Origin of the sequence: Phenylobacterium terrae (genome assembly GCF_042681205.1) — a bacterium.
GTDB classification, from domain to species: Bacteria; Pseudomonadota; Alphaproteobacteria; order Caulobacterales; family Caulobacteraceae; genus Phenylobacterium; species Phenylobacterium terrae.
The window spans coordinates 270,837-293,686 of record NZ_JBHUEY010000006.1 but is presented as its reverse complement, the minus strand read 5'-3'; the positions used below and the strand labels follow the sequence as shown (position 1 = coordinate 293,686).

25 protein-coding genes and 2 tRNA genes are annotated in these 22,850 nt (G+C 69.6%); 11 read left to right on the top strand and 16 right to left on the bottom strand.

Going from position 1 to position 22,850, the window contains the following annotated elements; genetic code table 11:
* Positions 1-6 precede the first annotated feature (6 nt).
* The 6 genes from ACFSC0_RS15810 to ACFSC0_RS15785 form a co-directional block, all read right to left on the bottom strand.
* A complete protein-coding gene (locus ACFSC0_RS15810) occupies positions 7-1,374 on the bottom strand; it encodes an APC family permease (protein WP_377281832.1) in 1,368 nt (455 codons plus the stop codon).
* 12 nt (positions 1,375-1,386) lie between these two features.
* Complete coding sequence (locus ACFSC0_RS15805; protein WP_377281831.1) at positions 1,387-2,265, bottom strand: SAM-dependent methyltransferase; 879 nt, start codon at positions 2,263-2,265, stop codon at positions 1,387-1,389.
* A gap of 90 nt (positions 2,266-2,355) precedes the next feature.
* Positions 2,356-2,432: transfer RNA gene (locus ACFSC0_RS15800), tRNA-Val, on the bottom strand.
* A 54-nt stretch (positions 2,433-2,486) separates the two neighbouring features.
* Positions 2,487-2,768, bottom strand: a complete 282-nt coding sequence (locus ACFSC0_RS15795) for an HU family DNA-binding protein (protein ID WP_377281830.1) — start codon at positions 2,766-2,768, stop codon at positions 2,487-2,489.
* A gap of 153 nt (positions 2,769-2,921) precedes the next feature.
* Complete coding sequence (lon, locus tag ACFSC0_RS15790) at positions 2,922-5,324, bottom strand: endopeptidase La (protein ID WP_377281829.1); 2,403 nt, start codon at positions 5,322-5,324, stop codon at positions 2,922-2,924.
* Between the two features lie 317 nt (positions 5,325-5,641).
* The gene (locus ACFSC0_RS15785) at positions 5,642-6,280 is read right to left on the bottom strand and encodes a sigma-70 family RNA polymerase sigma factor (protein WP_377355204.1); all 639 of its coding nucleotides are present in this window, start codon (positions 6,278-6,280) and stop codon (positions 5,642-5,644) included.
* 353 nt (positions 6,281-6,633) lie between these two features.
* On the opposite strand from ACFSC0_RS15785, the gene ACFSC0_RS15780 reads away from it, so the two are divergent.
* Positions 6,634-6,837: a hypothetical protein gene (locus tag ACFSC0_RS15780; RefSeq protein WP_377281827.1), complete on the top strand. Its 204-nt coding sequence runs from the start codon at positions 6,634-6,636 to the stop codon at positions 6,835-6,837.
* Positions 6,838-6,845: 8 nt separating this feature from the next.
* Here ACFSC0_RS15780 and ACFSC0_RS15775 read toward each other — a convergent pair whose 3' ends face one another.
* Both ACFSC0_RS15775 and clpX read right to left on the bottom strand, forming a co-directional pair.
* Complete coding sequence (locus ACFSC0_RS15775) at positions 6,846-7,580, bottom strand: DNA alkylation repair protein (RefSeq protein ID WP_377281826.1); 735 nt, start codon at positions 7,578-7,580, stop codon at positions 6,846-6,848.
* Between the two features lie 70 nt (positions 7,581-7,650).
* Positions 7,651-8,913, bottom strand: a complete 1,263-nt coding sequence (gene clpX / locus ACFSC0_RS15770) for an ATP-dependent Clp protease ATP-binding subunit ClpX (RefSeq protein ID WP_377281825.1) — start codon at positions 8,911-8,913, stop codon at positions 7,651-7,653.
* A gap of 282 nt (positions 8,914-9,195) precedes the next feature.
* Here clpX and ACFSC0_RS15765 point away from each other — a divergent pair, with 282 nt between their 5' ends.
* From ACFSC0_RS15765 to ACFSC0_RS15750, 4 genes are read left to right on the top strand one after another with little or no spacing between them, the layout of a single operon-like run.
* Positions 9,196-9,837 (top strand): HAD-IB family hydrolase, encoded by a 642-nt coding sequence (locus tag ACFSC0_RS15765; RefSeq protein ID WP_377281824.1) that lies wholly within the window; start codon positions 9,196-9,198, stop codon positions 9,835-9,837.
* The gene (locus ACFSC0_RS15760) at positions 9,834-10,229 is read left to right on the top strand and encodes a MazG nucleotide pyrophosphohydrolase domain-containing protein (protein ID WP_377281823.1); all 396 of its coding nucleotides are present in this window, start codon (positions 9,834-9,836) and stop codon (positions 10,227-10,229) included. The genes ACFSC0_RS15765 and ACFSC0_RS15760 overlap by 4 nt, the downstream gene beginning before the upstream one ends.
* 12 nt (positions 10,230-10,241) lie before the next feature.
* Positions 10,242-10,505 (top strand): hypothetical protein, encoded by a 264-nt coding sequence (locus tag ACFSC0_RS15755; RefSeq protein ID WP_377281822.1) that lies wholly within the window; start codon positions 10,242-10,244, stop codon positions 10,503-10,505.
* Positions 10,506-10,526: 21 nt separating this feature from the next.
* Positions 10,527-10,781, top strand: a complete 255-nt coding sequence (locus tag ACFSC0_RS15750) for a hypothetical protein (RefSeq protein ID WP_377281821.1) — start codon at positions 10,527-10,529, stop codon at positions 10,779-10,781.
* A gap of 30 nt (positions 10,782-10,811) precedes the next feature.
* On the opposite strand, the gene ACFSC0_RS15745 is transcribed toward ACFSC0_RS15750, so the two are convergent.
* Together ACFSC0_RS15745 and ACFSC0_RS15740 are read right to left on the bottom strand one after the other, a co-directional pair.
* A complete protein-coding gene (locus ACFSC0_RS15745; protein ID WP_377281820.1) occupies positions 10,812-11,375 on the bottom strand; it encodes a Rossmann-fold NAD(P)-binding domain-containing protein in 564 nt (187 codons plus the stop codon).
* A 7-nt stretch (positions 11,376-11,382) separates the two neighbouring features.
* On the bottom strand, positions 11,383-12,003 hold the full coding sequence (locus tag ACFSC0_RS15740; RefSeq protein ID WP_377281819.1) for an ATP-dependent Clp protease proteolytic subunit: 621 nt from the start codon (positions 12,001-12,003) through the stop codon (positions 11,383-11,385).
* A gap of 291 nt (positions 12,004-12,294) precedes the next feature.
* Between ACFSC0_RS15740 and ACFSC0_RS15735 the strand changes: the two genes are divergently transcribed.
* The gene (locus ACFSC0_RS15735) at positions 12,295-12,834 is read left to right on the top strand and encodes a c-type cytochrome (protein WP_377281818.1); all 540 of its coding nucleotides are present in this window, start codon (positions 12,295-12,297) and stop codon (positions 12,832-12,834) included.
* Here the strand turns inward: ACFSC0_RS15735 and ACFSC0_RS15730 are convergent.
* The 3 genes from ACFSC0_RS15730 to ACFSC0_RS15720 all read right to left on the bottom strand — a co-directional run bounded on the left by ACFSC0_RS15730 (position 12,809) and on the right by ACFSC0_RS15720 (position 15,168).
* On the bottom strand, positions 12,809-13,555 hold the full coding sequence (locus ACFSC0_RS15730; RefSeq protein ID WP_377281817.1) for a polysaccharide deacetylase family protein: 747 nt from the start codon (positions 13,553-13,555) through the stop codon (positions 12,809-12,811). The genes ACFSC0_RS15735 and ACFSC0_RS15730 overlap by 26 nt on opposite strands.
* Positions 13,556-13,563: 8 nt before the next feature.
* Complete coding sequence (tig, locus tag ACFSC0_RS15725; RefSeq protein ID WP_377281816.1) at positions 13,564-14,925, bottom strand: trigger factor; 1,362 nt, start codon at positions 14,923-14,925, stop codon at positions 13,564-13,566.
* 158 nt (positions 14,926-15,083) lie between these two features.
* Positions 15,084-15,168: transfer RNA gene (locus ACFSC0_RS15720), tRNA-Leu, on the bottom strand.
* Between the two features lie 156 nt (positions 15,169-15,324).
* On the opposite strand from ACFSC0_RS15720, the gene ACFSC0_RS15715 reads away from it, so the two are divergent.
* The gene (locus ACFSC0_RS15715; RefSeq protein WP_377281815.1) at positions 15,325-15,672 is read left to right on the top strand and encodes a response regulator; all 348 of its coding nucleotides are present in this window, start codon (positions 15,325-15,327) and stop codon (positions 15,670-15,672) included.
* Between the two features lie 347 nt (positions 15,673-16,019).
* On the opposite strand, the gene ACFSC0_RS15710 is transcribed toward ACFSC0_RS15715, so the two are convergent.
* Both ACFSC0_RS15710 and ACFSC0_RS15705 read right to left on the bottom strand, forming a co-directional pair.
* Positions 16,020-17,468, bottom strand: a complete 1,449-nt coding sequence (locus tag ACFSC0_RS15710; protein WP_377281814.1) for an NAD(P)H-hydrate dehydratase — start codon at positions 17,466-17,468, stop codon at positions 16,020-16,022.
* Between the two features lie 213 nt (positions 17,469-17,681).
* Positions 17,682-18,254: a histidine phosphatase family protein gene (locus ACFSC0_RS15705; protein WP_377281813.1), complete on the bottom strand. Its 573-nt coding sequence runs from the start codon at positions 18,252-18,254 to the stop codon at positions 17,682-17,684.
* 475 nt (positions 18,255-18,729) lie between these two features.
* Between ACFSC0_RS15705 and ACFSC0_RS15700 the strand changes: the two genes are divergently transcribed.
* From ACFSC0_RS15700 to ACFSC0_RS15690, 3 genes are all read left to right on the top strand, one after another.
* The gene (locus tag ACFSC0_RS15700; protein ID WP_377281812.1) at positions 18,730-19,068 is read left to right on the top strand and encodes a P-II family nitrogen regulator; all 339 of its coding nucleotides are present in this window, start codon (positions 18,730-18,732) and stop codon (positions 19,066-19,068) included.
* Between the two features lie 34 nt (positions 19,069-19,102).
* Positions 19,103-20,512, top strand: coding sequence for a type I glutamate--ammonia ligase (gene glnA, locus ACFSC0_RS15695; RefSeq protein ID WP_377281811.1), 1,410 nt, complete (start codon positions 19,103-19,105; stop codon positions 20,510-20,512).
* A gap of 78 nt (positions 20,513-20,590) precedes the next feature.
* The gene (locus ACFSC0_RS15690) at positions 20,591-21,388 is read left to right on the top strand and encodes an HdeD family acid-resistance protein (RefSeq protein ID WP_377281810.1); all 798 of its coding nucleotides are present in this window, start codon (positions 20,591-20,593) and stop codon (positions 21,386-21,388) included.
* Positions 21,389-21,460: 72 nt separating this feature from the next.
* Here ACFSC0_RS15690 and ACFSC0_RS15685 read toward each other — a convergent pair whose 3' ends face one another.
* The gene (locus tag ACFSC0_RS15685) at positions 21,461-22,072 is read right to left on the bottom strand and encodes an NAD(P)H-dependent oxidoreductase (protein WP_377281809.1); all 612 of its coding nucleotides are present in this window, start codon (positions 22,070-22,072) and stop codon (positions 21,461-21,463) included.
* Here ACFSC0_RS15685 and ACFSC0_RS15680 point away from each other — a divergent pair.
* Positions 22,046-22,792, top strand: coding sequence for a TetR/AcrR family transcriptional regulator (locus tag ACFSC0_RS15680; protein ID WP_377281808.1), 747 nt, complete (start codon positions 22,046-22,048; stop codon positions 22,790-22,792). The genes ACFSC0_RS15685 and ACFSC0_RS15680 overlap by 27 nt on opposite strands.
* Positions 22,793-22,850: the final 58 nt, after the last annotated feature.

The following is a 22,850-nucleotide window of genomic DNA, read 5'->3' as shown; positions in this document are numbered from 1 at the left end:
GGGGCCCTACTCGCCCTGCGCCGGCGCCTTGCGATTGTGGTCCGCCTCGTCGCGCAGGATGGCCCAGACCAGCGGCGCGCCGGCCAGCAGAACTCCGACGCCCAGCAGGGCGCCGAGCCCGGTGTAGGCGATACTGGAATAGAGCAGGTAGGCGCAGGTGAGACAGAACAGGATCGGCGTGGCCGGATAGAGCGGCGTGCGGAACGGCCGGGGCGCGTCGGGTTGGGTCATGCGCAGGCGGATCACCGCCAGCCCCACCAGCAGCATGAAGAACCAGAAGGTCGGCGCGGTGTAGTCCACCATCGCCTGGAAGCCGTCCCGGGCCGCCGCACCGAAGGCGATCAGGGCGAGGCTCACCGCCGCCTGCAGCACCAGCGCCGGCGCCGGGTTCTCCCCGCCCGGCCGCCAGCCGCCGAGCCAGCCGAGCACCCTCACGTCCCGCCCCAGGGCGTAGGAGGTGCGCGCGCCGGTGAAGATCGTCGCGTTCAGGGTGCTGAGGGCGGCGATGCAGACCGCCAGGCTGACGCCCCAGGCGCCGCCCTCCCCCACCGTCGCGCGCATCAGGTCCGCGCCGACGGCGTCGGCCGCCCGCAGGCCGTCGAGGCCCAGCACCGCCAGGAAGGCCAGGTTGACGATCAGGTAGATGGCCGCCACGGCCCCGAGGCCCAGCACCAGCACCCGCACGGTGTCGCGGCCCGGGTCGCGCAGGTCCTCGCCGAGATAGGCCGCCTCGTTCCAGCCGCCATAGGTCAGGAGCACGAAGACCATGGCCAGCCCGAGAGCGCCCGTCGTCGCCTCCGACGGCGGCGGGGGCGCGGGCGGGGCCGGCAGGACGCCCAGCGCCACCCCGGCTGCGACGATCGGAACCAGCACCACCAGCGCGAACACCAGGGCCATGGACAGCAGCCGCTGGACCCCGACGGCCCCGCCGCGTCCGATGAGATTGAGCCCGGTGAGCGCCGCCACCGCCACGGCGGCGTGGATGGCCGGCCCGCGCTCGCCCAGCGGCGCCAGCTGCTGGGCGTAGTCGGCGTAGGCGAAGGCGACCACGGCGATCGCCCCCGTCTGGATCACCGCCCCCCGCGCCCAGGCGAACAGCACCGCCAGCGGACGGCCGAACGCGCGCTGCAGGTAGCGGTACTCGCCCCCGGCGCTGGGGAAGGCGGACCCCAGCTCGGCGTAGCAGAGGCCCCCGATGACCGCGATCAGCCCGCCGGCCACCCAGACGGCCATGTAGGCCAACTCGTTCGGCACATTGGCCGCGACCACCGGCGGGGAGCGGAACAGCCCGACGCCGACGACGATGCCGACGACGATCGCCGCCCCGTCGAACGCGGAGAGCCCCGGGCGGGGCGAAGGCCGCTCAACCGCCACCGAGGGCCCGCGTCACGACGCCTTGACGGCCTTCCAGCCGCTGACGACCTGGCCGCTCGCGCCGGCCGGCGCCGGCGCGGGCGTCAGCGTGTTCCCGGCCACCCGCGCCGAGAACAGCCGGGGCCCCGAGGGGCTGTCGTAGGCGAACGCCAGGGTGTCGCCCCGGACGCGGCCGTCGCGGATCGGCCGGGACTGGCCGCCCACGGTCACCGTCCCTGACAGCTCCTGGAACGTCTGCGTGAGGTCCAGCGTCATGTCGCCGGCCTGGCCGCCGCTCACCCGCCAGCGGCCCTGCGCCTGGGCCGGCACGATCCAGAGATAGACGTTGGAGCCGTCGACCACCGCCTCCTCGTCCGGCTTCCAGTCCTCCATGTCGAAGGCGTGCGAGACCACCCGCGTCCCCGGCTTCAGCTCGGAAAGGATGCGCGGGCGCAGCTGCATGTTCACCGACGGCAGCAGGTACATGGTCAGCACCGTCGCGTCGGAGATCTTGGTCTTGAACAGGTCCTGCCGGCGGAACTCGACCTTGTCGGTCACCCCGGCGGCCTTGGCGTTGGCGTTGGCCTCCGAGATCCGCTGCGGGTTGATGTCCACCCCGAAGCCGCGGGCGCCGTGCTTCTTGGCGGCGGCGATCGGAATGCGCCCGTCCCCGGACCCCAGGTCGATGACGAAGTCGTCCTTCTGGACGTTGGCCATCTCCAGCATCTTCTCGACCACCGGCTCGCGGGTGGGCACGTAGGGAACGTCGAGGTCGAGGTCGGGAGGGGCCGGCACGCCGGCGACGCCCGATTCGGCGGCCACCGCCGCCTCGGTGGCGCCGCCCTCGCCGCAGCCCGAAAGGAAGAACGCGACAACTCCGACGCCCAGCGCCGCTGCAACCGACCCGCGCATGACCACCCTCGTGTTGAGGCCACCCGCCGCTGCTAACGCTCAAGCTGGCCGCGGGTTCAACGAACCGGCGAAACTTCCGCACGGGGGAAGTGGTGGGCGGCGAGGGGTTCGAACCCCCGACCCCCTGGGTGTAAACCAGGTGCTCTGACCAGCTGAGCTAGCCGCCCGTCGCCGGCTTCTTAGCGCGCGGGCGGCGGTTTGGAGAGTCCGTTTGCGGCGCCTCAGCCGTGGCCGTTGAGCGCGCTCTTCAGGCTGTCGCCGGCCCGGAAACGGGCGGTGGCGGAGGCGGCCCGGCGGACGGTCTCGCCGGTGCGCGGATTGCGGGCGGCGCCGGCCGGGCGGCGCACGGGCGTGAAGCTGCCGAAGCCCACCAGGCGCACCTCGTCGCCCTGTTTCAGGGCCCCGACGACCGACGAGATGAAGGCTTCCAGGGCCTGCCTGGCTTCCGTCCTGCTGATCCCGGCCTTCTCCGCCATCGCGGCCACGAGTTCGCCCTTGGTCACGTTTCGCCTCCCACCTCGTTGTGAGCCCCCTGGCCGTCGTCTTGGCGCGGCGGTCCGGGAAACGCGAATTAAGCGGCGCCGGACGGTGGGGGTCAAAAAGAAAGCGGCGCGGGAAGCTCCCGCGCCGCTCAACTTTTCGAGCCTGTCGGCCGATCAGTGGGTGATCACCGTCTCGACGTCGTCGCCCTCGCCTTCAGCGGCGACCGGCGCCGGATGGTCCGCCTCGTTCCACTCGATCGGGGTCAGCGGCCGGGTCAGCGCCCGGACCAGCACCTCGTCGACGGTGGAGACCGGGATGATCTCCAGGGCGTCCCTCACGTTCGCCGGGATGTCGGCCAGGTCCTTCTCGTTCTCCGAGGGGATCAGCACCGTCTTCACGCCCGAGCGGAGCGCCGCGAGCAGCTTCTCCTTCAGGCCGCCGATGGCCAGCACCCGGCCCCGCAGGGTGACCTCGCCGGTCATGGCGATGTCCTTGCGGATGGGGTTGCCGGTCAGCACCGAGATGATCGCCGTGGTCATGGCGACGCCGGCCGACGGGCCGTCCTTCGGGGTCGCCCCTTCGGGAACGTGCACGTGGATGTCGGTCCTCTCGAAGACCGGCGGCTCGATGCCGAACCGCGTGGCCCGCGAGCGGACGTAGGACGCCGCAGCCGAGATCGACTCCTTCATCACGTCCTTCAGGTTGCCCGTGACCGTCATCCGGCCCTTGCCCGGCATCTTGACCGCCTCGATGGTCAGGATGTCGCCGCCGAAGTCGGTGTAGGCCAGGCCGGTGATGATGCCGACCTGATCCTCCGCGTCGGTCTCGCCGTAGCGGTACTTCTTGACCCCGGCGTACTTGGCCAGCCGCTCGTCGTCGATGGTGATCGAGGCGACGTTCTCGCGGGCCAGGTCACGGACCGTCTTACGGGCCAGGTTGCCCAGCTCCCGCTCCAGATTCCGCACCCCGGCTTCGCGGGTGTAGTAGCGGATCAGGTCGCGGATGGCGGCGTCCGGAACGATGAACTCCTCCGGCTTCAGCCCGTGGTCCTTGGTCAGCTTGGCCAGGATGTGCCGCTTGGCGATCTGCACCTTCTCATCCTCGGTGTAACCGGGGATGCGGATGATCTCCATGCGGTCCAGCAGCGGCTGGGGCATGTTCAGGCTGTTGGCGGTGGTGACGAACATCACCGGCGACAGGTCGTAGTCGACCTCCAGGTAGTGGTCGGCGAAGGTCGAGTTCTGCGCCGGGTCCAGCACCTCGAGCAGGGCCGACGAGGGATCGCCCCGCCAGTCCGAGCCCATCTTGTCGATCTCGTCCAGCAGGAAGAAGGCGTTGGTCGTCTTGGCCTTCTTCATCGACTGGATGATCTTGCCGGGCATGGAGCCGATGTAGGTCCGCCGGTGGCCGCGGATCTCGGCCTCGTCGCGCACGCCGCCCAGGGAGACCCGGACGAACTCACGCCCCGTCGCCTTGGCGATCGAGCGGCCGAGCGAGGTCTTGCCGACGCCCGGAGGGCCCACGAGGCACAGGATCGGGCCCTTCAGGGTGCCCACCCGCGACTGCACGGCCAGGTACTCCAGGATCCGTTCCTTGACCTTCTCCAGGCCGTAGTGGTCCTCGTCGAGGATCTCCTCGGCCTTCTGCAGGTCGATGGGCTTCTGCTTGGCCTTGCCCCAGGGGATCGACAGCAGCCAGTCCAGGTAGTTCCGGACCACCGTCGATTCCGCGCTCATCGGGCTCATGTTGCGCAGCTTCTTGAGCTCCGCCTCGGCCTTGGCGCGGGCCTCCTTGGACAGCTTGGTCTTCTTGATCCGCTTCTCGAGCTCGATCAGCTCGTCGCGCGCGTCGTCATGCTCGCCCAGCTCGCGCTGGATGGCCTTCATCTGCTCGTTCAGATAGTACTCGCGCTGGGTCTTCTCCATCTGCCGCTTCACGCGGTTGCGGATCTTCTTCTCGGTCTGCATGACCGAGATCTCGCCCTCCATGAGGGCGTAGACCTTCTCCAGGCGCTTGACGACGTTGAAGATCTCCAGGAGCTGCTGCTTGTCGGCGATCTTCACCGACAGGTGCGAAGCGACGCGGTCGGCCAGCTCGCCGGGGCTTTCGACCTGCGGCATGGCGGCCAGCGCCTCGGGCGGCACCTTCTTGTTGAGCTTCACGTAGTTCTCGAACTGCTCGATGACCGCGCGGCTCAGGGCCTCGGCCTCGGGCGTGCCGGCGCCGTCCTCGGTGACGAGGGCGATCTCGGCTTCGTAATAGTCGGCCTGGCGCGTGAAGTGGCTGATGCCGGCGCGGGCCTGGCCTTCCACCAGGACCTTCACGGTGCCGTCGGGCAGCTTCAGCAGCTGCAGGACGGTGGCGACCACGCCCACGTCATAGATGGCCTCGGGCTTGGGATCGTCGTCGTCCTTGTCCTTCTGGGTGGCCAGGAGGATCTGCTTGCCCTCGATGCGCATCGCTTCTTCAAGCGCGCGCACGCTCTTCTCGCGCCCCACGAAGAGCGGGACCGGCTGGTGCGGGAAGACGACGATATCCCGCAGGGGCAGGATGGGCAGGGTCTTGATCTCGGACATGATGCATTACTCCTGGCCGACGCGGCTTTGATCGGCGCCGACCGACGGACCGCGGTAACTCAAACGATGCGCTTGAGTCGGGCGATCCGTCCGCCCGTCGGAGGGCGTACGATTTGGCATTTATGTGGACCGTTTGCAGGCTTCTTCAAGCTGGGCAAGAACATTGCGCGACGATGCGCCCCATGTGGATAACTTGCTCTTAGAAAGCGAATCTTCGAGCGTCGGGGGCATGAAATCGTCGCCCGAAGCCGGCGGCCGGTTCACGCCCCAAGATCTAGGATGATCTTGACGTTGTTCAAGAGCGGCCCGCGGGCGCCTCACGCGCAGCGGCGGTCGGCGCCCACCTCCGACAGCGGCGGCAGTTCGAAGTCGATGCGCTGGGCCAGCTCCGTCCGGGCCCGCTTCACGCGGCTCTTGATGGTCCCGACCGGGCAGCCGCAGATCTGCGCGGCTTCCTCGTAGCTCATCCCGGCGGCGGCGATCATCAGCAGGGCCTCGCGGGCGTGCGGCTTCAGCTCCTGCAGCCCCTCCAGCATCTCGCCCCAGCGGACCCGCCATTCCTGGTTGGGGGCCGCCGGAACGTTGGCCGCCATGACGCCGTCGACATCCTGGACCGCACGGCGCTTCACGACCGCGTCGTTGTAGAAGGTGTTGCGCAGGATGCGGAACAGCCAAGCGTGCAGGTTGGTGCCCAGCTCGAAGCTTTTCCGCGCCCGCCAGGCCCGCAGCAGGACGTCCTGCACCAGGTCGTCCGCCTCTTCGGCGTTGTGGGTCAGGCTGAGCGCGAACGCGCGCAGCCGGGGAATGTGCTCGAGAAGCTGCCGCTTGAAGAGATCGTGCACGACCGCCTCGGCCGGCGGCCGCAGCGCCTCGTCGGTCCCACCGGCCCGGTGGGATCTCGGGCTTGCGGGCGCATAGGCGATTTTCGAAGCGCCGGGACTGCGTCGGTGAGCCAAGGGGGACCTCTCCCAAACTGTCTGATCCCCGACTCAGGCAAGCATCGCCGCCTGAAGATGACTCGCACCTGAACGGCCTCCCCTCACGCGCGAGGCCGGTCCGCATGCAACCGCCAGGGAGCGAACCAGCAGCAATTGTGAAGTTTTTTCGGCCTCTGAACGGGCTCGCGTGGAACTCCGGGGGCCTAAACGAGGTTCGCAGGCCGCTCATGCCCTAGGCGTGAGGACTGGGGGATGGTTTGGGCTGGGGTGAACTGATTGGCGCGTACGGCGCAGCGCACGCGGCTTATCGCCGTTCGCGCGCGAAGCTCGCCGATGCCAACAAGCTTTTCGAGACCCTGCGAGGTCTGGGGATGAGCGAGGATGGAGCGCGCCGGTCCGCTGACCTGGACCGCCTGCTCACCGAGACGCTCCGCGCGCGAGCGCGCCTGCAGGCGGCGCTCAAGGACATCCAGGCCAACGTGGAGCTGGTCCGGGCGCTGAACCTCGTGGCCGCCGCCGAGGGGGTGACCCCGGACGACCTGCAGCCGTTCGTCGCCGACAACGACATTCACTGAACCGCGCCTCAGAGGCCCCAGCGTGGGCGTCTGGGGGTCTTCACCCCGGTCGCAAGCTTGGTCCGCGTCTCCCGGACGGCGAGCGCCGTCAGCCTTGAAGCGTGGCGCTCGAGGTAGGCCTCGACCTCGGCCCGATGGCGCTGGCAGAGCGCCCGGAGCAGCCAGGAGACGGCCTTGGCGATCAGCGGGTCCCGCTCGCTCCCCAGGCGGTCGATGGCCCCGAACGCGGCGGTCTTCAGCCGCGGATCGTCGCTGGCCTTCACCGGCCCGGTGAGCAGCACCAGCGAGGCCCGGCGCTTGTTGGGGTCGGGCTCTCCGGCCAGCCGCTCCAGCGTCGCCCGCCAGGCCGGCCAGTCGGCCAGCAACTGGTCGGCGGGAAACAGGCTCTGGCAGAGCCCGTCCACCTCGGCCCAGCCGTTCAGGCGACCCAGCCAGCTCTCCACCTGCTCCGGCCGCACCGCGCCTCGCGCCGGCCCGTGATAGGCCAGCAGGAAGGTCGCCAGCGTCCGCTCCTCGAACGACTCGCCGTCCAGCAGGCTCTCGACGACCGCCAGCACCGCCTGGGGCTCGGATTGACGGCGGGCCTGCGCCCAGCCCCTGGCGATCGCCCGCCGGCCCGGGACGGAGACGAAATAGCTGACCCGTCCGCTGCTGCCGAAGGAGTCGTTGCCCGGCGGCGGCATGGCCGGCGGGCGTCCGGCCTTGCGGATCTCCTCTAAGAGGCGGGCGTGCTCGGGATGCATGGCCGGAGCCTAGCAACGAAAAAGCCCGGCCGTGAGGCCGGGCTTCTCGGTTCCGATCAGGCCTCGGCGCTTAGGCCGCGCCGCCCTTGTCCCGCCGCTCGGCGTAGATGACCAGGGGCTTGGCCCGGCCTTCCACCACCTCGGCGTTGACGACCACTTCCTCGACGCCGTCGTAGCTGGGCAGCTCGTACATGGTGTCGAGCAGGATGCCTTCCAGGATCGAGCGCAGGCCCCGGGCGCCGGTCTTGCGCGCGATCGCCTTGCGGGCGACGGCGTTGAGCGCGTCGTCGGTGAACGTCAGGCCGACGTTCTCCATGTCGAACAGGCGCTGGTACTGCTTGACGAAGGCGTTCTTCGGCTCGGTCAGGATCTTCACCAGGGCCGCCTCGTCGAGGTCGTCCAGGGTGGCGATCACCGGCAGACGGCCGATGAATTCCGGGATCAGGCCGAAGCGCAGCAGATCGTCCGGCTCGACCTTGCGGAAGATCTCGCCCGTGCGGCGCTCGTCCGGGTCGGCGACCTTGGCGCCGAAGCCGATCGAGGTCCCCTGCCCGCGCGCCGAGATGATCTTCTCGAGGCCGGCGAAGGCGCCGCCGCAGATGAACAGGATGTTGGTCGTGTCGACCTGCAGGAACTCCTGCTGCGGATGCTTGCGCCCGCCCTGCGGCGGCACGGAGGCGACGGTGCCTTCCATGATCTTGAGCAGCGCCTGCTGGACGCCCTCGCCCGACACGTCGCGGGTGATCGAGGGGTTGTCCGACTTGCGGCTGATCTTGTCGACCTCGTCGATGTAGACAATGCCGCGCTGGGCCCGCTCGACGTTGTAGTCGGCCGCCTGCAGCAGCTTCAGGATGATGTTCTCGACGTCCTCGCCGACGTAGCCGGCTTCGGTCAGGGTCGTGGCGTCGGCCACGGTGAACGGCACGTCGATGATCCGCGCCAGCGTCTGGGCCAGCAGCGTCTTGCCGGTGCCGGTCGGGCCGATCAGCAGGATGTTGGCCTTGCCGAGCTCGACGTCGTTGTTCTTCTGGGCGTGGTTCAGCCGCTTGTAGTGGTTGTGGACGGCGACCGAGAGGACCTTCTTCGCATGGTCCTGGCCAATGACGTAGTCGTCCAGCACCTCGCGGATCTCGCGGGGCGTGGGGACGCCGTCCTTGGACTTCACGAAGGAGATTTTGTGCTCCTCGCGGATGATGTCCATGCACAGCTCGACGCACTCGTCGCAGATGAACACCGTCGGGCCCGCGATGAGCTTCCTCACCTCGTGCTGGCTCTTTCCGCAGAACGAGCAGTACAGCGTGCTCTTGGAGTCCCCGCTCGCGGCCTTGGTCATCGTTCGCTTCTCACTTCCTAGACCCCGTCGGACACCGGTCCGACAGCGTCCCACACGGGGGCGCCCACGGCATCAATGCAGGATACGCGCCGCCGGTTGTCTAATCCTTGACATTCCCCGATCCGCCCTCGGATCACAACCCTTCCTGCACCGCAGCGACAAATCGTGTCGGAAGGGCCTCGGCGACGCATCGTTGCACAATGATAGATGGGACGCGCGCCGTTTTGGAACAAGTCCAATTGCCGGACATCCCGCGGCGGCGAAGGGACACAGGGTGAGACGTTGACGGTCGGCGAACAGAGAGTTCTGGAACAGCCCGCGGGCGAGGCGCAGGTGGCGGCCTTCGACTTCGACGGGACGCTGACCGTCAGGGACAGCTTCACGGCCTTCCTGCGCTGGCGGGCCGGGCACGGCGGCTATGCGGTCGCGCTGGCCATGCTGGCGCCCAATATGGTGAGCTATCTGTTCCACCGCGACCGGGGCCGCATCAAGGCGCACGCGGTGCGGCAGTTCCTGTTCGGCGTCGGGCGCGAGCAGCTGGCGGCGGACGCGCGGGCGTTCGCGCAGGCCGCGGCCCCGCGCCTGTTCCGCCCCGACGCCCTGGCCGCCTGGGAGGACTGGAAGCGCAAGGGCGCGAAGGTGGTGATCGTGACCGCCTCGCCGACCATCCTGATCGCCCCCTTCGCCGACATGCTGGGCGCGGACCTGCTGCTCGGCACCGAGCTGGAGTTCGACACCCAGGACCGGGTCGCCGGCGCGCTGATCGGCGAGAACAACCGCGGCATGGAGAAGGTGCGCCGCCTGCGCCAGGCTTTCGGGCCGAATCTTCGGCTGGCGGCCGCCTACGGCGACTCGAGCGGCGATACGGAGATGCTGCACATCGCCGACATCAAAGGCTATCGGGTGTTCAGGGGGCGGCCATGAGCGAGGTGATGCGGTTCAGGGTGGAGAAGCTGATCCGCGACGGCCTTCCGGAGATCATGCGCGGCCAGGGCCTCCGGGTGTTTGCGCGCGCGCTGGACGAGGCCGAGTACCTCTCCGAGCTGAAGAAGAAGCTGCTCGAGGAAGCTGCGGAGGCGGTCGGCGCCGACGCCGATTCGCTGATCGAGGAGCTGGCCGACGTGCTGGAGGTGGTCATCGCGCTGGCGCAGGCGAGCGGGACGGGCCTGGCCGAGGTCGAGGCCAGGCGGCTGGCCAAGCGCGCCGAACGGGGCGGCTTCGAGGGTCGGGTCTACAACGCCTGCGTCGAGGCCGAAGCCGGATCGGAGGGCGCCGCCTACTACCTCGCCCGTCCAGAACAATATCCCCGCCTCTAGCGTTGTTGGGCCATGCACGAGGCCGGACCCGAAACCCTGAGGAAGCTCGAGCCGCTGATCGACGAGGTGCGCCGCAGGCCGCAGCTCGAGGAGAAGGCGCCGGGCGAGTTCTACGCCGAGAGCCGCCTGTTCCTGCGCTTCATGGAGGACGGCGAGGCCTGTTACGCCGACCTGCGCTGGCCGCACGGCCATGAGTTCGACCGCTTCGAGGTCGGCTCCGACGTCGGCCGCCGCCAGCTCCTCTCCGCCCTCGACAGCCGCTTCGAGAAACACTGATCTGCGGATAAGCTCGCCGGCATGAGGCATGCCGGCCCCGCCGCCCTGGACGAGCTGTCGGACCTGCTCGAGGAGCTGCGCGCCCTGCCCGGCGTGCAAGAGAAGTCGCGCGGCGTCTTCTACCGAAGGTCCAAGGCCTTCCTGCACTTCCACGAGGATCCCAAGGGCCTGTTCGCGGACGTCCGCGGTCCCGACGGCGAATGGGAGCGCATCGAGGTGACCGACGCCGAAGCCCGCACGGCTGTGCTCGCCGCCGCCACTCGGCTCACCCGGTGACGGGCCGGGCCGCTGCGCGCCCCCAACCGCTCACCGATCCAACGGCCAGGGATCGACCTGTCCGACGATGGTCAGCGGCCGGTCGGCGGCGATGGCTTCCAGCACGCCGGCGCTGATCTCCTCGTTGGTGTTGGCCCGCGCTCCGGCAGGTTCGACGCGAAAGCCCAGTACGACCTGGCGCAAGCGGCAATCCGGAAGGCCCTCGGCCACAGCGGCGGCCCTTGGCAGGCGGTCGGGGTGATCGGGATGGGCGGTGCGGCTGCCGACCACCTGGAACAGGCGCGCGGGCCGGCCGGGCGCGCCCAGGGCCTGGGCCATCAGCCGCGGCGTCTCCAGCTTCAACGTGCGGAACCAGGCGATCCCCAGCTCCGCCGCCCCGCCCCAGGCCAGGGCCGCGTCCAGCGCGCGGCGGAAGGCGGCCTCGTCGTGGTAGTCGGCGTCGAACCCCGCCTGCCCTTCCCGCCCCTCGGCGAAGGCGGCCGCACGGCGGGCGATGTGGCTGACCCGCCAGCCGTCGGCGGCCAGGGCGTCGGCGGCGGCGGACAGCATGCCCGTGCCGCCGACCATCAGGGCGTGGCCGCGCGCCGCCGGCATCGCGGCGTTACGACCCCGGCTGGTCGTCGCGCTTTTCGATGACGTGGTCGACCAGACCCCAGGCCTTGGCTTCCTCGGCGGTCATGAAGAAGTCGCGGTCGAGGGTCTCCTCGACCTCCTGGTAGGTGCGGCCGGTGTGCTTGGCGTAAATCTCGTTCAGCCGGCGCTTGGTCTTCACGATGTCCTCGGCATGGCGCTGGATGTCGGAGGCCTTGCCGGAATAGCCGCCCGACGGCTGGTGCACCATGATCCGCGAATTCGGCAGCGACACCCGCATGCCGGGCTCGCCGGCCATCAGCAGGAAGGAGCCCATCGAGGCCGCCATGCCGACGCAGAAGGTCGCCACGGGGCTGCGGATGTATTGCATGGTGTCGTAGATCGCCAGGCCCGAGGTCACGACCCCGCCCGGCGAGTTGATGTACATCTGGATTTCGCGCTTCGGGTTCTCGCTCTCCAGGTAGAGGAGCTGCGAGGTGATCAGCGCGGCCATGCCGTCCTCGACGGGCCCGGAGAGCATGATCACCCGCTCCTTCAGCAGGCGGGAGAAGATGTCGTAGGCGCGCTCGCCGCGGCTCGTCTGCTCGACGACCATCGGCACGAGGTTGAGCATGGACATGGGGTCACGCATGTGGCCGGCCTTTTCTCGAGAATCTACGGGCGTGGGAGAAGCGCCCGCCTTGTACCGGATATCGCCCGCCGCCAGCGCGGTTGCAAGGCGGCCGATGGCGCCGGTCGTGCGACGGCCGCTCTGCGGAACTGCAGAGCCGTACAGCGTTCCTGCGGATTGAGCCGGCCTCGCGGCGCGGTTATTTCACCGGCCTCGCCCGTCAACGAACTTGGTTCGGCAAGACCTGTGCGGCGCTTTCGGCACGGATGTCCCGGCCCCGATCGGCGCGCCAACCCCTGAGGACCACCATCAATGAGACAGTCATGGACCCTGGCGGCCGCCGCGGCCGCGAGCCTTCTGGCGCTCGGCGCCTGCGCCCCGGAGGCGCCCGCTCCGGCAAGCGCCGCCGCGCCGCCCGCGGCCTCCGCAACCGACGTCGTGGCGCGGGGCAAGTACCTGGCCAACATCATGGACTGCGCCGGATGCCATCGGCCTGGGGCCCTGACCGGCCAGGCCAGGCCCGACACGCCCCTCTCCGGCTCGCAGGAAGGTTTCGAGATCCCGGGCTTCGGCGTCGTCTACCCGCCGAACCTGACGCCGCACGAGACCGGCCTGGGGGCCTGGACCGAAGAGCAGATCATTACCGCCGTCACCAAGGGCGAGCGGCCGGACGGCCGGATCCTGGCGCCGATCATGCCCTCGCACGCCTACGCCAACCTCACGCCCGACGACGCCAGGGCCCTGGCGGCCTACCTGAAGTCCCTGCCCCCGGTCGAGCACAAAGTCCCCGGCCCCACCACGCCGGAGCAGGCCAAGACGCCCTACCTCACGATGAAGGTTCCGGCCGCCTAGCCTGCTCCAGCAGGGTTGTGACGCTGACCGCCTGAAGCCCCTTGCCGCGCAGCCCTTCTAGGATGCGCGGCAAGGCCTCGCGGGCCGTCGCATTGGCCGGATACATGGCGTGCAGCAGGATGATCGAGCCGGGCCGGGCCTTCGTCACCACCTTGTCGGCGAAGGCCGCAGGGTCCTGCGTCTGCGGGTCCTCGACGTCCCACATGACGAGGGTCAGCCCCTGACGGCGGACTTCATTCGGCAGGCCAGCCAGCTTCTTTCCATAGGGCGGCCGAAAAAGCCGGCTCTCGCCGCCGGCGCCTTCGAGCGCGGCCTGGGTCGCGGCGAGCTCACGCTCGTAGAAGCCGCGCGAGCGACCGACCATCCGCTGGTGGCTGTAGCTGTGGTTGGCGATCTCGTGGCCGGCGGCGACAAGCCGGGCGGCGAGCTGCGGCCGCTCGGCCGTCTCGCGCCCGATCAGGAAGAAGGTGGCCTTCGCCCCGTGGGCCTGGAGCACCGGCAGCACGGCGCCGACGCCCGCCTCCGTGGGGCCGTCGTCGAAGGTCAGCGCGACCAAGGGCCGCTCCGTCTCCACGCGGCAGACGACGGGGCCGGTGAGCGCGAAGCACCGCGCGCGACTGACCTGCAGAATCGAAACGGCCAGCGCCCCCGCGAGGAGGACGCTGGCCGCAATCACCGTGACGGTGCGGACGAGGCGACGCGATCCGGCCGGACGCCTCATCCCGGGCGTCAGATCTCGCCGTAGCCCGCCGGCAGGTCGTCTTCCTTCAGGAGCTCTTCCTTGGAGACGGGCTTGTCCTCGACCTTGGCCTTCTCAACGATCAGGTCGACGACCTTGTCCTCGAAGATCGGGGCGCGCATCTGCGCCTGGGCGTTGGGGTTCTTGCGCAGCAGGTCGAAGATCTGCTGGGCCTGGGCGCCGTAGCGCATGGCCTCCTGGCGCATCGCCTGGGCCAGCTCCTGCTCGGTCACCTGGACGTTGTTGGCCCGGCCGATCTCGGCCAGCACCAGACCCAGGCGCACGCGGCGCTCGGCGATCTTGCGGTATTCGGTCTGAAGCTGCTCTTCGGACTTGGCGGCGTCCTCCTCCGGAAGCTGGCCGTTCTCCTTGTCGGCGAGCACCTGGCTCCAGATGGCGTTGAACTCGGCCTCGACCATCTTCGGCGGCAGCGGGAAGTCGTGCTTGGAGTCCAGCTCGTCCAGCAGGGCCCGCTTCAGCTTGAAGCGCGAGAACGGCTGGAACTGCTGCTGCAGGTTCTCGCGGATCAGCTTCTTGAGCGCTTCCAGGTCATCGACGCCCAGGCGCTTGGCGAGCTCGTCGTCGACGGCGGCTTCCACCGGCGCCTTGACCTCCTTCACCTTGACCTCGAACTCGGCTTCCTTGCCGGCCAGGTGAGCGGCCTGGTACTCGGCGGGGAAGGTCACCTTGACGGTCACCTCGCTGTCGGGCTTGGCGCCGACCAGCTGCTCCTCGAAGCCGGGAATGAACTGGTTCGAGCCCAGCACCAGCGGCACGTCCTCGGCCGAGCCGCCTTCGAAGGCCTCGCCGTCGATGCGGCCGACGAAGTCGATGACCACCTGGTCGCCGTCCTTGGCCTTCACGGTCTTGCCGGTGCGCGGCTCAAAGGTGCGGTTCTGGGCCGCCAGCTCCTTCACCGCCTCGTCGACCTCCTCGTCGGTCGGCTCGTGGACCGGGCGGACCAGCGACAGGGTCGAAGGATCCACCGGCTCGAACTCCGGCATCACGTCGACGGCGATCTCGTAGGAGAGGTCGGCCTTGCCTTCGATGACCTGCTCCAGGTCGCCTTCCGGCTTCAGGTCCGGCTCGCCGGCCGGACGCAGCTTGTTGTCTTCGAGCACCTTCTGGGTGGTCTCATTGAAGGTCTGCTCGAGCACTTCGCTCATCAGCGCCTTGCCGTAGATGCGCTTCACGTGCGCGGCCGGCACCTTGCCCGGGCGGAAGCCCTTGATGTTGAGCCGGGGCGTGATCTCGGCGATGCGGGCTTCGAGGCGCTCGGCCAGGTCCTGGGCGGGCACCGTCACGCCGAACACGCGGCTCAGGCCTTCACCAGACTTATCAACGATCTGCATGGACATCTTCAGGGCTTCCGGCGGCCTTGGTGTATCGCCGCATACGGCTGGAATTGATTACGCCGCCCGAAGGGCCGGGCGGCGGCGGGCGGTTTATGTCATGAGCCGGCCAAGCGGAAAAGCGCAAACCATGGTTGACGCTTCGCCGGCCCCGCCCCTGGTGCGGATGAGAGGACTCGAACCTCCACGCCTTGCGGCGCTGGAACCTAAATCCAGTGCGTCTACCAGTTCCGCCACATCCGCCCAGGGGCCGCCTGGGTTTAGGCCAAACCGCCCCGCCCTGGCCAGCGCCGCGGCGCCTTCATGTGCAGCGGCGGGAACAATCATTTGATAAAGTTCGTTGTTCCGCGAACGTTGGGGGGGCGGTTCCAATCCCCACGAGGTCCTCTGGTGCGGAACGTGCTGCTTGTCGAAGACGACCCTCTGGTGTCGCTGCTGATCCGTGAGGAGCTGGAGGCCTGCGGCTATGACGTCACCTGCGCCGGCACCGCGCGGGAGGCCCTGCGGGCCATCGAGGAGCCGCGCTCGTTCGAGGCGCTGGTCACCGACATCGACCTGGGCGGCCCCACCGACGGGTTCGGCGTCGCGCGCTGCTTTCGCGCCGTCTATCCCGAGATCCCGGTGGTGTTCATCTCCGGCGCCCCGGGGATCCGCTACCGCACCGAGGCGGTGAAGCCGTCCAGCTTCCTGGCCAAGCCGTTCGTGATGACGCAACTCACCGAGACGCTGGGCCGCGTCGCCCATTAAGCCTCGCCGTGGAACGGCGACGCCCGCCCCGCGTTGGGCTGTTCAGGGCCAAGCTTTGCTGCGCGGCCCTGAACAGCCCAGGGCGCCGGCCGGCCTCGCTTCTCTCCGCCAGCCGGCGCTTTGCGCACTCTGCGCCCTCCGAAGCGGCCAGCCCTGCGACATATTGGCCGGATCACCGATAACCTACGCACGCGAGAGGCGAGCCCACTTGCAACATTCGCGCGTGGCCTCCGTAGTGCCGGCGGGCCCTCGCAGAGGACCCGAAATCTCGGAAACGTCCGGTCCGGAAACATCCTGGCGCCGGGCCGGACACTTCCGACAGGGCGCCGAGATCGCGCTCTGCGCGACTAGCGCCCGCCCTCGTACAGCCGCTTGAGCACCGCCGGGGCGAGGCCGGGCAGGTCCTCGGCGATCAGGCCGGGGCCGAAGCCGGCGGCCGCCTCCGCATGGATCCAGGCGCCGGCGCAGGCCGCCTCGAAGCTCTCCATCCCCTGGGCCACCAGCCCGGCGATGAAGCCGGCCAGCACGTCGCCCGAGCCGGCGGTGGCGAGCCAGGGGCTGCCGTTGAGGTTCACCGCCGCGCGCCCGTCCGGGGCGGCGATCACCGTGTCGGGCCCCTTGAGCAGCACCACGGCGCCGGCCCGCTCCGCGGCGGCGCGGGCGGCGGCGATGCGCTCGGGAGAGGCGCCGAGCAGGCGCGGGAAGATCCGCTCGAACTCCCCCGGATGGGGGGTGAGCACATCGTCGCGGTCCAGCACCGAGAACAGCTCGTCCGGATCGCCCCGGAAGGCGGTGATGGCGTCGGCGTCGATCACCAGCGCCGCGCCGGTGCGCGCCAGCGCCAGCAGGTTCATCAGCGTCGCCTCGGTGACGCCGGCGGCCGGGCCGATCACCGCGGCGTCGACCTGCTGGGCGATCGTCTCCAGCTCCAGGTCGGTCTCGAAGCCGCGCAGCATCACCGCCTCCAGGTGGGCGGCGTTGACCTCCAGCGCATCGGGCGGCGAGAGCACGGTCACCAGGCCCGCGCCGATGCGCAGGCCGGCCCGCGCGGACAGCCGCGCCGCGCCGGTGCTGGCGACCGGGCCCGAGATGACGATCATCCGCCCGCGGGCGTGCTTGTGCGAGGCGGCCGAGGGCCAGGGGAAGCGCGGCAGCCACAGGGCCGGCGTGTTCTCGTAGAGGCGAGAGGCGGTGTCCGAGAGTCCGATGTCGGCCACCACCACCTCGCCGCAGCGGCTGCGGCCGGGCTCCAGGGCGTGGGCGATCTTGCGGGCGTGGAAGGTGACGGTGAGGCCGGCGCAGGCGCAGGGCCCCGACGGCTGGGCCGCATCGCCCGGCAGGCCGCTGGGGACGTCGACGGCGACCACCTGGGCCGGCCGCTCGGCCAGCTCCAGCGCCACCGCCGCCGCCTCGCCGCTCAGCGGCCGGCTCAGGCCCACGCCGAACAGGGCGTCGACCACCAGCTCGCCGCCGACAGGCGCGCGCAGCGGCGCGGTCTCCCCGTCCCACTGGGCCGCGGCGGCCTTGGCGTCGCCGGTCTCGGGCTTGCCCAGCGCCAGCACGCGCACGGGCCAGCCGCGGGCCTTCAGCAGCCGGGCGATGACATAGCCGTCGCCGCCGTTGTTGCCGGGGCCGCAGAGCACGACCGTGCGCCGGGGCGTGAAGCGGCGGACGACCTCCTCCACCACGGCCTGCCCGGCGCGCTCCATCAGCACCACGCCGGGCGTGCCGGCGGCGATGGCGGCCTTGTCGGCGGCGGCGATCTCGGCGACGGAGAGGATCTGCCGGGGGGTCACGCGTTCACGCTCGTCATCAGGCCCCCGGTTCCGCCGGCCTTCATCGAAGGCTGGATATGCTTAAGCCCCATGGCGAGATTGCAGCCTCGGCGTCCGGCCAGGTCAACTCACCAACCCGCTCATCCCCGCGAAGGCGGGGACCCATGCTGAATCCATCGCGGCGGAGAGGCCGAATGGGCGCCCCGCCTTCGCGGGCATGAGCGGGAAATGAGTTCAGAGCACCCCGGTCGTCGCCTCCCGCCCCTTCTCGACCAGCCGCAGCTCCTCGCCGTCGGTCTCCAGCACGGTGATGGAGCAGTGGTCCGGCCGGAAGCTCAGCACCCGATCGTGGCCCTCCAGGTGCGAGAGCACCGCGTTGATCGCGACGTAGTGGGAGAAGACGGCGGTGTCGCCGCGGGCCCGCAGCGAGCGGGCGATGGCGTGGCGCCATTCGTCGTAGTCGATGTCGCCCTCGATCTCGCCCCACTGGCTCTGGAAGACCTGCCGCAGCCAGGCGCTGCGGTTCTCGGCCGCGATCGTCGAGGGCGTCGGGATCTCGCCGACCACCGGGTCGATCTCCACCTCGACGCCCAGGGCGTCGGCCAGCGGCTGGGCGGTCTCGCGGCAGCGGCGCAGGGGGCTGGAGACCACGCGCTTGGGCCTCTCGTGCTCGGGCCGGGCGAGGAGGGCGTCGCGCGCGGCCTCGGCCTGGGCCCGGCCCTGCTCGTCCAGGCCCGGATCCTCGTCGCTCCCCTGCCCCCACACCTGCGCCGGCTTGCCGTGGCGGATCAGATAGAGGTGGGGCATGGGCGGTCTCCTCGTTTGGCGGCGTTGTTCCCTGTCTGGCGGCGCGAGGCAACGGTTCTGTGACGGGGGCGCCCTCTCCCCGCTGATCCCGGCGGAGGCCGGGGTGAGCGGTTGGGAGGCGCCTCCGCCGCCGCAATTCTCAGCAAACCCGGCCGTTTCGCAGCGCAGCGGCGGAAGCGGCCGCAGCGCGGATTCACCCTGTTCGCCCGCAATCCCGCGCTCGAAACGGCGTCCCCTGCAGCCCGGGTGACAGGCCGCCCTTCCCGCGGCCCCCAATTTCCCGCCAACCGCGCCCAAAACCGCACTGCGCGCAAACGAGGCGCCCGGCGCCTATTTCGTGGGCAAACGCACGAAACCCGCTCAGCGGGCCGCGCCAACCGCCGACAGCCCCTTGTTCGCCCCGCCCGGAGCATGCTGGTTCGCGCCGACCGCTCGGGGGCGGCCCTCTCGTCGAACGGAACAGAGCCCAAGGCGCATGAAAAAGATCGAAGCCATCATCAAGCCGTTCAAGCTCGACGAGGTGAAGGAGGCCCTGCAGGAGCTGGGCGTCCAGGGCATGACCGTGCTGGAGGCCAAGGGCTACGGGCGCCAGAAGGGCCAGACCGAGCTCTACCGCGGCGCCGAGTACGTCGTGGACTTCCTGCCCAAGATCAAGATCGAGGTGGTGGTCGGCGACGACCAGCTGCAAGCCGCCCTCGAAGCCATCGTCACCGCCGCCCGCACGGGCCGCATCGGCGACGGCAAGATCTTCGTCTCCGACGTCGCCGAGGTGCTGCGCATCCGCACCGGCGAGACCGGCACGTCGGCCATCTGACCATCATCGAGCTTCAAACAGGGGAACAGAACCCATGGCTTCCGCCCAAGACATCCTGAACCTGATCAAGGAGAAGGAGGTCGCCTACGTCGACGTCCGCTTCACCGACATCCGCGGGAAGATGCAGCACGTCACCTTCGACATCGACCTGGTGGACGAGGACTTCCTGACCGACGGCACCATGTTCGACGGCTCCTCGATCGCCGGCTGGAAGGCGATCAACGAGTCCGACATGAAGCTGCGTCCGGACCTGGACAGCGCCTACATCGACCCCTTCTACCAGCAGACCACGCTGGCGCTGTTCTGCGACGTGCTGAACCCCGACACCAACACGCCGTACAACCGCGATCCGCGCTCGATCGCCAAGAACGCGCTGAACTACATCAAGAGCGCCGGCATCGGCGACACCGTGTTCTTCGGTCCGGAAGCCGAGTTCTTCCTGTTCGACGACGTGCGCTGGTCGACCGCCGCGCAGAACACCGGCTACTCGTTCGACGACCGCGAGCTGCCGTCCAACTCGGCGCGCGAATATCCCGAAGGCAACATGGGCCACCGCCCGGGCCCGAAGGGCGGCTACTTCCCGGTCAACCCGGTGGACAGCGCCCAGGACCTCCGCGGCGAGATGCTGTCGGTGATGCGCGACCTCGGCATGCAGCCCGAGAAGCACCACCACGAGGTGGCGCCGGCCCAGCACGAGCTCGGCCTGAAGTTCGCCGAGCTGATCACCATGGCCGACCGGATGCAGCTCTATAAGTACGTCATCCACAACGTCGCCGCGGCCTACGGCAAGACGGCCACCTTCATGGCCAAGCCGATGTTCGGCGACAACGGCTCGGGCATGCACGTGCACCAGTCGATCTGGAAGGACGGCAAGCCGCTGTTCGCCGGCGACAAGTACGCCGGCCTGTCGGACATGTGCCTGTGGTACATCGGCGGCATCATCAAGCACGCCAAGGCGATCAACGCCTTCTCCAACTCGACGACCAACAGCTACAAGCGCCTGGTCCCGGGCTACGAGGCTCCGGTCAAGCTCGCCTACTCCTCGCGCAACCGCTCGGCCTCCATCCGCATCCCGCACGTGGAGAGCCCCAAGGCCAAGCGCATCGAGGCCCGCTTCCCCGACCCCATGGGCAACCCGTACCTGACCTTCGTGGCCCTGCTGATGGCCGGCCTCGACGGCATCGAGAACAAGATCGATCCGGGCCCGGCCATGGACAAGAACCTCTACGACCTGCCCCCGCGCGAGCAGAAGAAGGTCCCCGAGGTCTGCGGCAGCCTGCGCGAAGCCCTCGAGAACCTCGACAAGGACCGCGCCTTCCTCAAGAAGGGCGGCGTCATGGACGACGACTTCATCGACAGCTACATCGAGCTGAAGATGGAAGAGGTGATGCGCCTGCAGCTGCACCCGCACCCGGTCGAATTCGACATGTACTACAAGTGCTAGGGCGCAGCTCTTAGCGCTGGATCTGAGGGCCGCGGGGCATGCGCTCCGCGGCCCTTTTCCTTTGCGGCGGGCGCATTCTTGGCCGCCCCGGCGTCAGGGTTGAACCTGATGGCTCGGCAGGCCGCCCCGAGGCAGGCTCCAGGCTGCACCCATCCCAACGCCTGTCACGATGAACCTCGCGCCCGGGACATGAACGAGATTGCGCGGAACCCCGGCGCCAAGCGGCTTCAACTCGCCCGCAAGGCAGGCGCGCTGAGACGGAGCGCGCGTGCGCTGACCGAAGGCGCCGAGGTTCGGCTTGGCCAGCCGATAATCCACGACCCGACGTCCCGGATCTGGTGGGTGATCCTGCTTCGCGCCCTTGCGGCGATCGCCTTCGGCGCGCTCACCCTCGCCTGGCCCAGACACTCCGCGCAGGCGCTCCTCGGGTTGTTCGGCGCCTACGCGGTGTTCGACGGGCTGGTCCTGTTCCTGATGACGGCGAACCTCGACCGTCGCCGCCCCTGGCTGACGCTGCGGGCGACGATCAATGTCGTCGTTGGGGTGGTGGCGCTGACCCAGCCGGAACTCCTCGCCCTGCTGCTCGTGCGGGTTCTCGGCGGCTGGCTGATCCTGCACGGCGCCGCGGAGATCATCTGCGAGCCGGCCCTGCGGGGCGCCGACGCCGCATCGAAGCCTCACGGCCGGCGGGACCTGGGCGTCCTCCTCAATGGGGCGATGTCGGCGCTGTTCGGCGTCGCGCTGATCGCGGCGCCGAAGGTCGGCGCCCTGAGTCTCCTCTGGGCCATCGGCATCTGGGCCGTGCTTCACGGCCTGCTCATGTTGCCGCTGGCGGCCCGGCTCCGGGCCGCCGGGAGGTCAGGCCTTCTGGCCTGAGGCGGCCGCGCTGGAGGGCCCGGCGTCGTGGGCGACCAGCCGTTCTGGCCTCTCTTGGCGCTGAGATTCCGTCTAGGCCGCAGCCACCGTGCTGGACATCGTCCTGAAGACGGCTTCGCCGAGGCCGCGCGCTGCGGCCAGATCAAGGGTCCGGTCGCCTTCGGCCGGCGGCAACAGCAGCTCCGACGTGACCACCCGGGCCCCGCAATAGTCGAAGATGCCGTGTTCGATCTGGGTCCTCATCGCCCAGAGGTATCCGCGCCGCGCGAAGGTCCGCATGTCCGCCCCGCCGATGCCCACGAGGTGAACGTCGAGCCGCTGGAGCTTCTTCACCAGGCCTCCGTCCGGCGTCTCCAAATAGGCCCAGCCATTGCTGAAGACGCGGTCGATCCAGCCCTTCAGGAGGGCCGGGAAGGACCACCAATAGACGGGGTAGACGAGGACCAGGGCGTCCGCGCGGTCAATCCGCGCCTGCTCCGCCGCCACGTCCGGCGGGATCCCTGCCTGGCCCTTGTAGGCGCCGACGTCTGCGGCCGAGAAGCGGGGGTCGAACCCTTCGGCGGCGAGGTCGGCGATCTCGGCGGTGTGCCGTCCGTCGGACTCCACACCCGCGGCCAGCTGCTCCGCCACCGCGCGGGTCAGCGAAGCGCTCTGGGGATGAGCGACGACAATGAGCGCATGCATGTTCAACATCCTGTCGACCGATTGCCCGCGGTGCGAGCGCGCTATATACTATTAGTAAGTTACGTTTGGTATATAGCAGTGTCAACGACGAACGCAGGTTCGGGACGGGCGCCCGCTCCGCCTCCATCGCACCGGTCTCGGCTGGCCCGTGACGAGCGGCGGCGCCAGCTGATCTCCGTCGCCTGGGCCATAGTCCAGGACGCCGGCACGGAGGCGCTCACGCTGGGCCACCTTGCGGAGAAGGCGGGGGTCACGAAGCCGGTCGTGTACGACCACTTCGGCGATCGGAACGGCCTCCTCACCGCGCTCTATCTCGAGTTCGACGCGCGCCAGAACGAACAGATCGACGCCGCTATCGCCGCCAGCGCCCCGACGGCCGACGCCCGGGCGGACATGCTGGCCGAGTCCTATGTGAACTGCGTGCTGGCGCAGGGGCGGGAGATCCCGGGCGTCGTGGCGGCCCTGTCCGGCTCGCCCGAGCTCGAGCGCGTCAGGCGGGAATGCGAGAGCGCCTTCCTGGCGAAGTGCCGGGACGCGCTTGCACCGGCGTCCCCCTCGGGCAGCGTGGGCCTGGCCGGGCTGCGCGCGATGCTGGGCGCCGCCGAGGCGCTCTCCAACGCCGTGATCGCGAACGAACTCTCTGCGGAGGAAGCCAAGGCGGAACTCAGGGCGGTCATCCTCGCCATGCTGGCGCGCCAGCCAGGCGGGACCAGCGCCTAGAACCGCAGACAAGTTGCGGCGGCCCCGGACCTCGGCCGGCCGGCCTTGACCCCGCCTG

Excerpts from the sequence above, each read along its gene's own strand:
- ACFSC0_RS15700 (WP_377281812.1), top strand. The coding sequence starts at position 18,730 with ATGAAAAAGATCGAAGCCATCATCAAGCCGTTCAAGCTCGACGAGGTG.
- ACFSC0_RS15805 (WP_377281831.1), bottom strand. The coding sequence starts at position 2,265 with ATGCGCGGGTCGGTTGCAGCGGCGCTGGGCGTCGGAGTTGTCGCGTTC.
- ACFSC0_RS15740 (WP_377281819.1), bottom strand. The coding sequence starts at position 12,003 with ATGCGTGACCCCATGTCCATGCTCAACCTCGTGCCGATGGTCGTCGAG.
- ACFSC0_RS15760 (WP_377281823.1), top strand. The coding sequence starts at position 9,834 with ATGAGCGAGGTGATGCGGTTCAGGGTGGAGAAGCTGATCCGCGACGGC.
- ACFSC0_RS15705 (WP_377281813.1), bottom strand. The coding sequence starts at position 18,254 with ATGCCCCACCTCTATCTGATCCGCCACGGCAAGCCGGCGCAGGTGTGG.
- ACFSC0_RS15745 (WP_377281820.1), bottom strand. The coding sequence starts at position 11,375 with ATGCCGGCGGCGCGCGGCCACGCCCTGATGGTCGGCGGCACGGGCATG.
- glnA (WP_377281811.1), top strand. The coding sequence starts at position 19,103 with ATGGCTTCCGCCCAAGACATCCTGAACCTGATCAAGGAGAAGGAGGTC.
- clpX (WP_377281825.1), bottom strand. The coding sequence starts at position 8,913 with ATGACCAAGGCCGCGAGCGGGGACTCCAAGAGCACGCTGTACTGCTCG.
- ACFSC0_RS15680 (WP_377281808.1), top strand. The coding sequence starts at position 22,046 with ATGAGCGACGACAATGAGCGCATGCATGTTCAACATCCTGTCGACCGA.
- ACFSC0_RS15755 (WP_377281822.1), top strand. The coding sequence starts at position 10,242 with ATGCACGAGGCCGGACCCGAAACCCTGAGGAAGCTCGAGCCGCTGATC.
- ACFSC0_RS15735 (WP_377281818.1), top strand. The coding sequence starts at position 12,295 with ATGAGACAGTCATGGACCCTGGCGGCCGCCGCGGCCGCGAGCCTTCTG.
- lon (WP_377281829.1), bottom strand. The coding sequence starts at position 5,324 with ATGTCCGAGATCAAGACCCTGCCCATCCTGCCCCTGCGGGATATCGTC.
- tig (WP_377281816.1), bottom strand. The coding sequence starts at position 14,925 with ATGCAGATCGTTGATAAGTCTGGTGAAGGCCTGAGCCGCGTGTTCGGC.
- ACFSC0_RS15780 (WP_377281827.1), top strand. The coding sequence starts at position 6,634 with ATGAGCGAGGATGGAGCGCGCCGGTCCGCTGACCTGGACCGCCTGCTC.
- ACFSC0_RS15775 (WP_377281826.1), bottom strand. The coding sequence starts at position 7,580 with ATGCATCCCGAGCACGCCCGCCTCTTAGAGGAGATCCGCAAGGCCGGA.
- ACFSC0_RS15750 (WP_377281821.1), top strand. The coding sequence starts at position 10,527 with ATGAGGCATGCCGGCCCCGCCGCCCTGGACGAGCTGTCGGACCTGCTC.
- ACFSC0_RS15730 (WP_377281817.1), bottom strand. The coding sequence starts at position 13,555 with ATGAGGCGTCCGGCCGGATCGCGTCGCCTCGTCCGCACCGTCACGGTG.
- ACFSC0_RS15685 (WP_377281809.1), bottom strand. The coding sequence starts at position 22,072 with ATGCATGCGCTCATTGTCGTCGCTCATCCCCAGAGCGCTTCGCTGACC.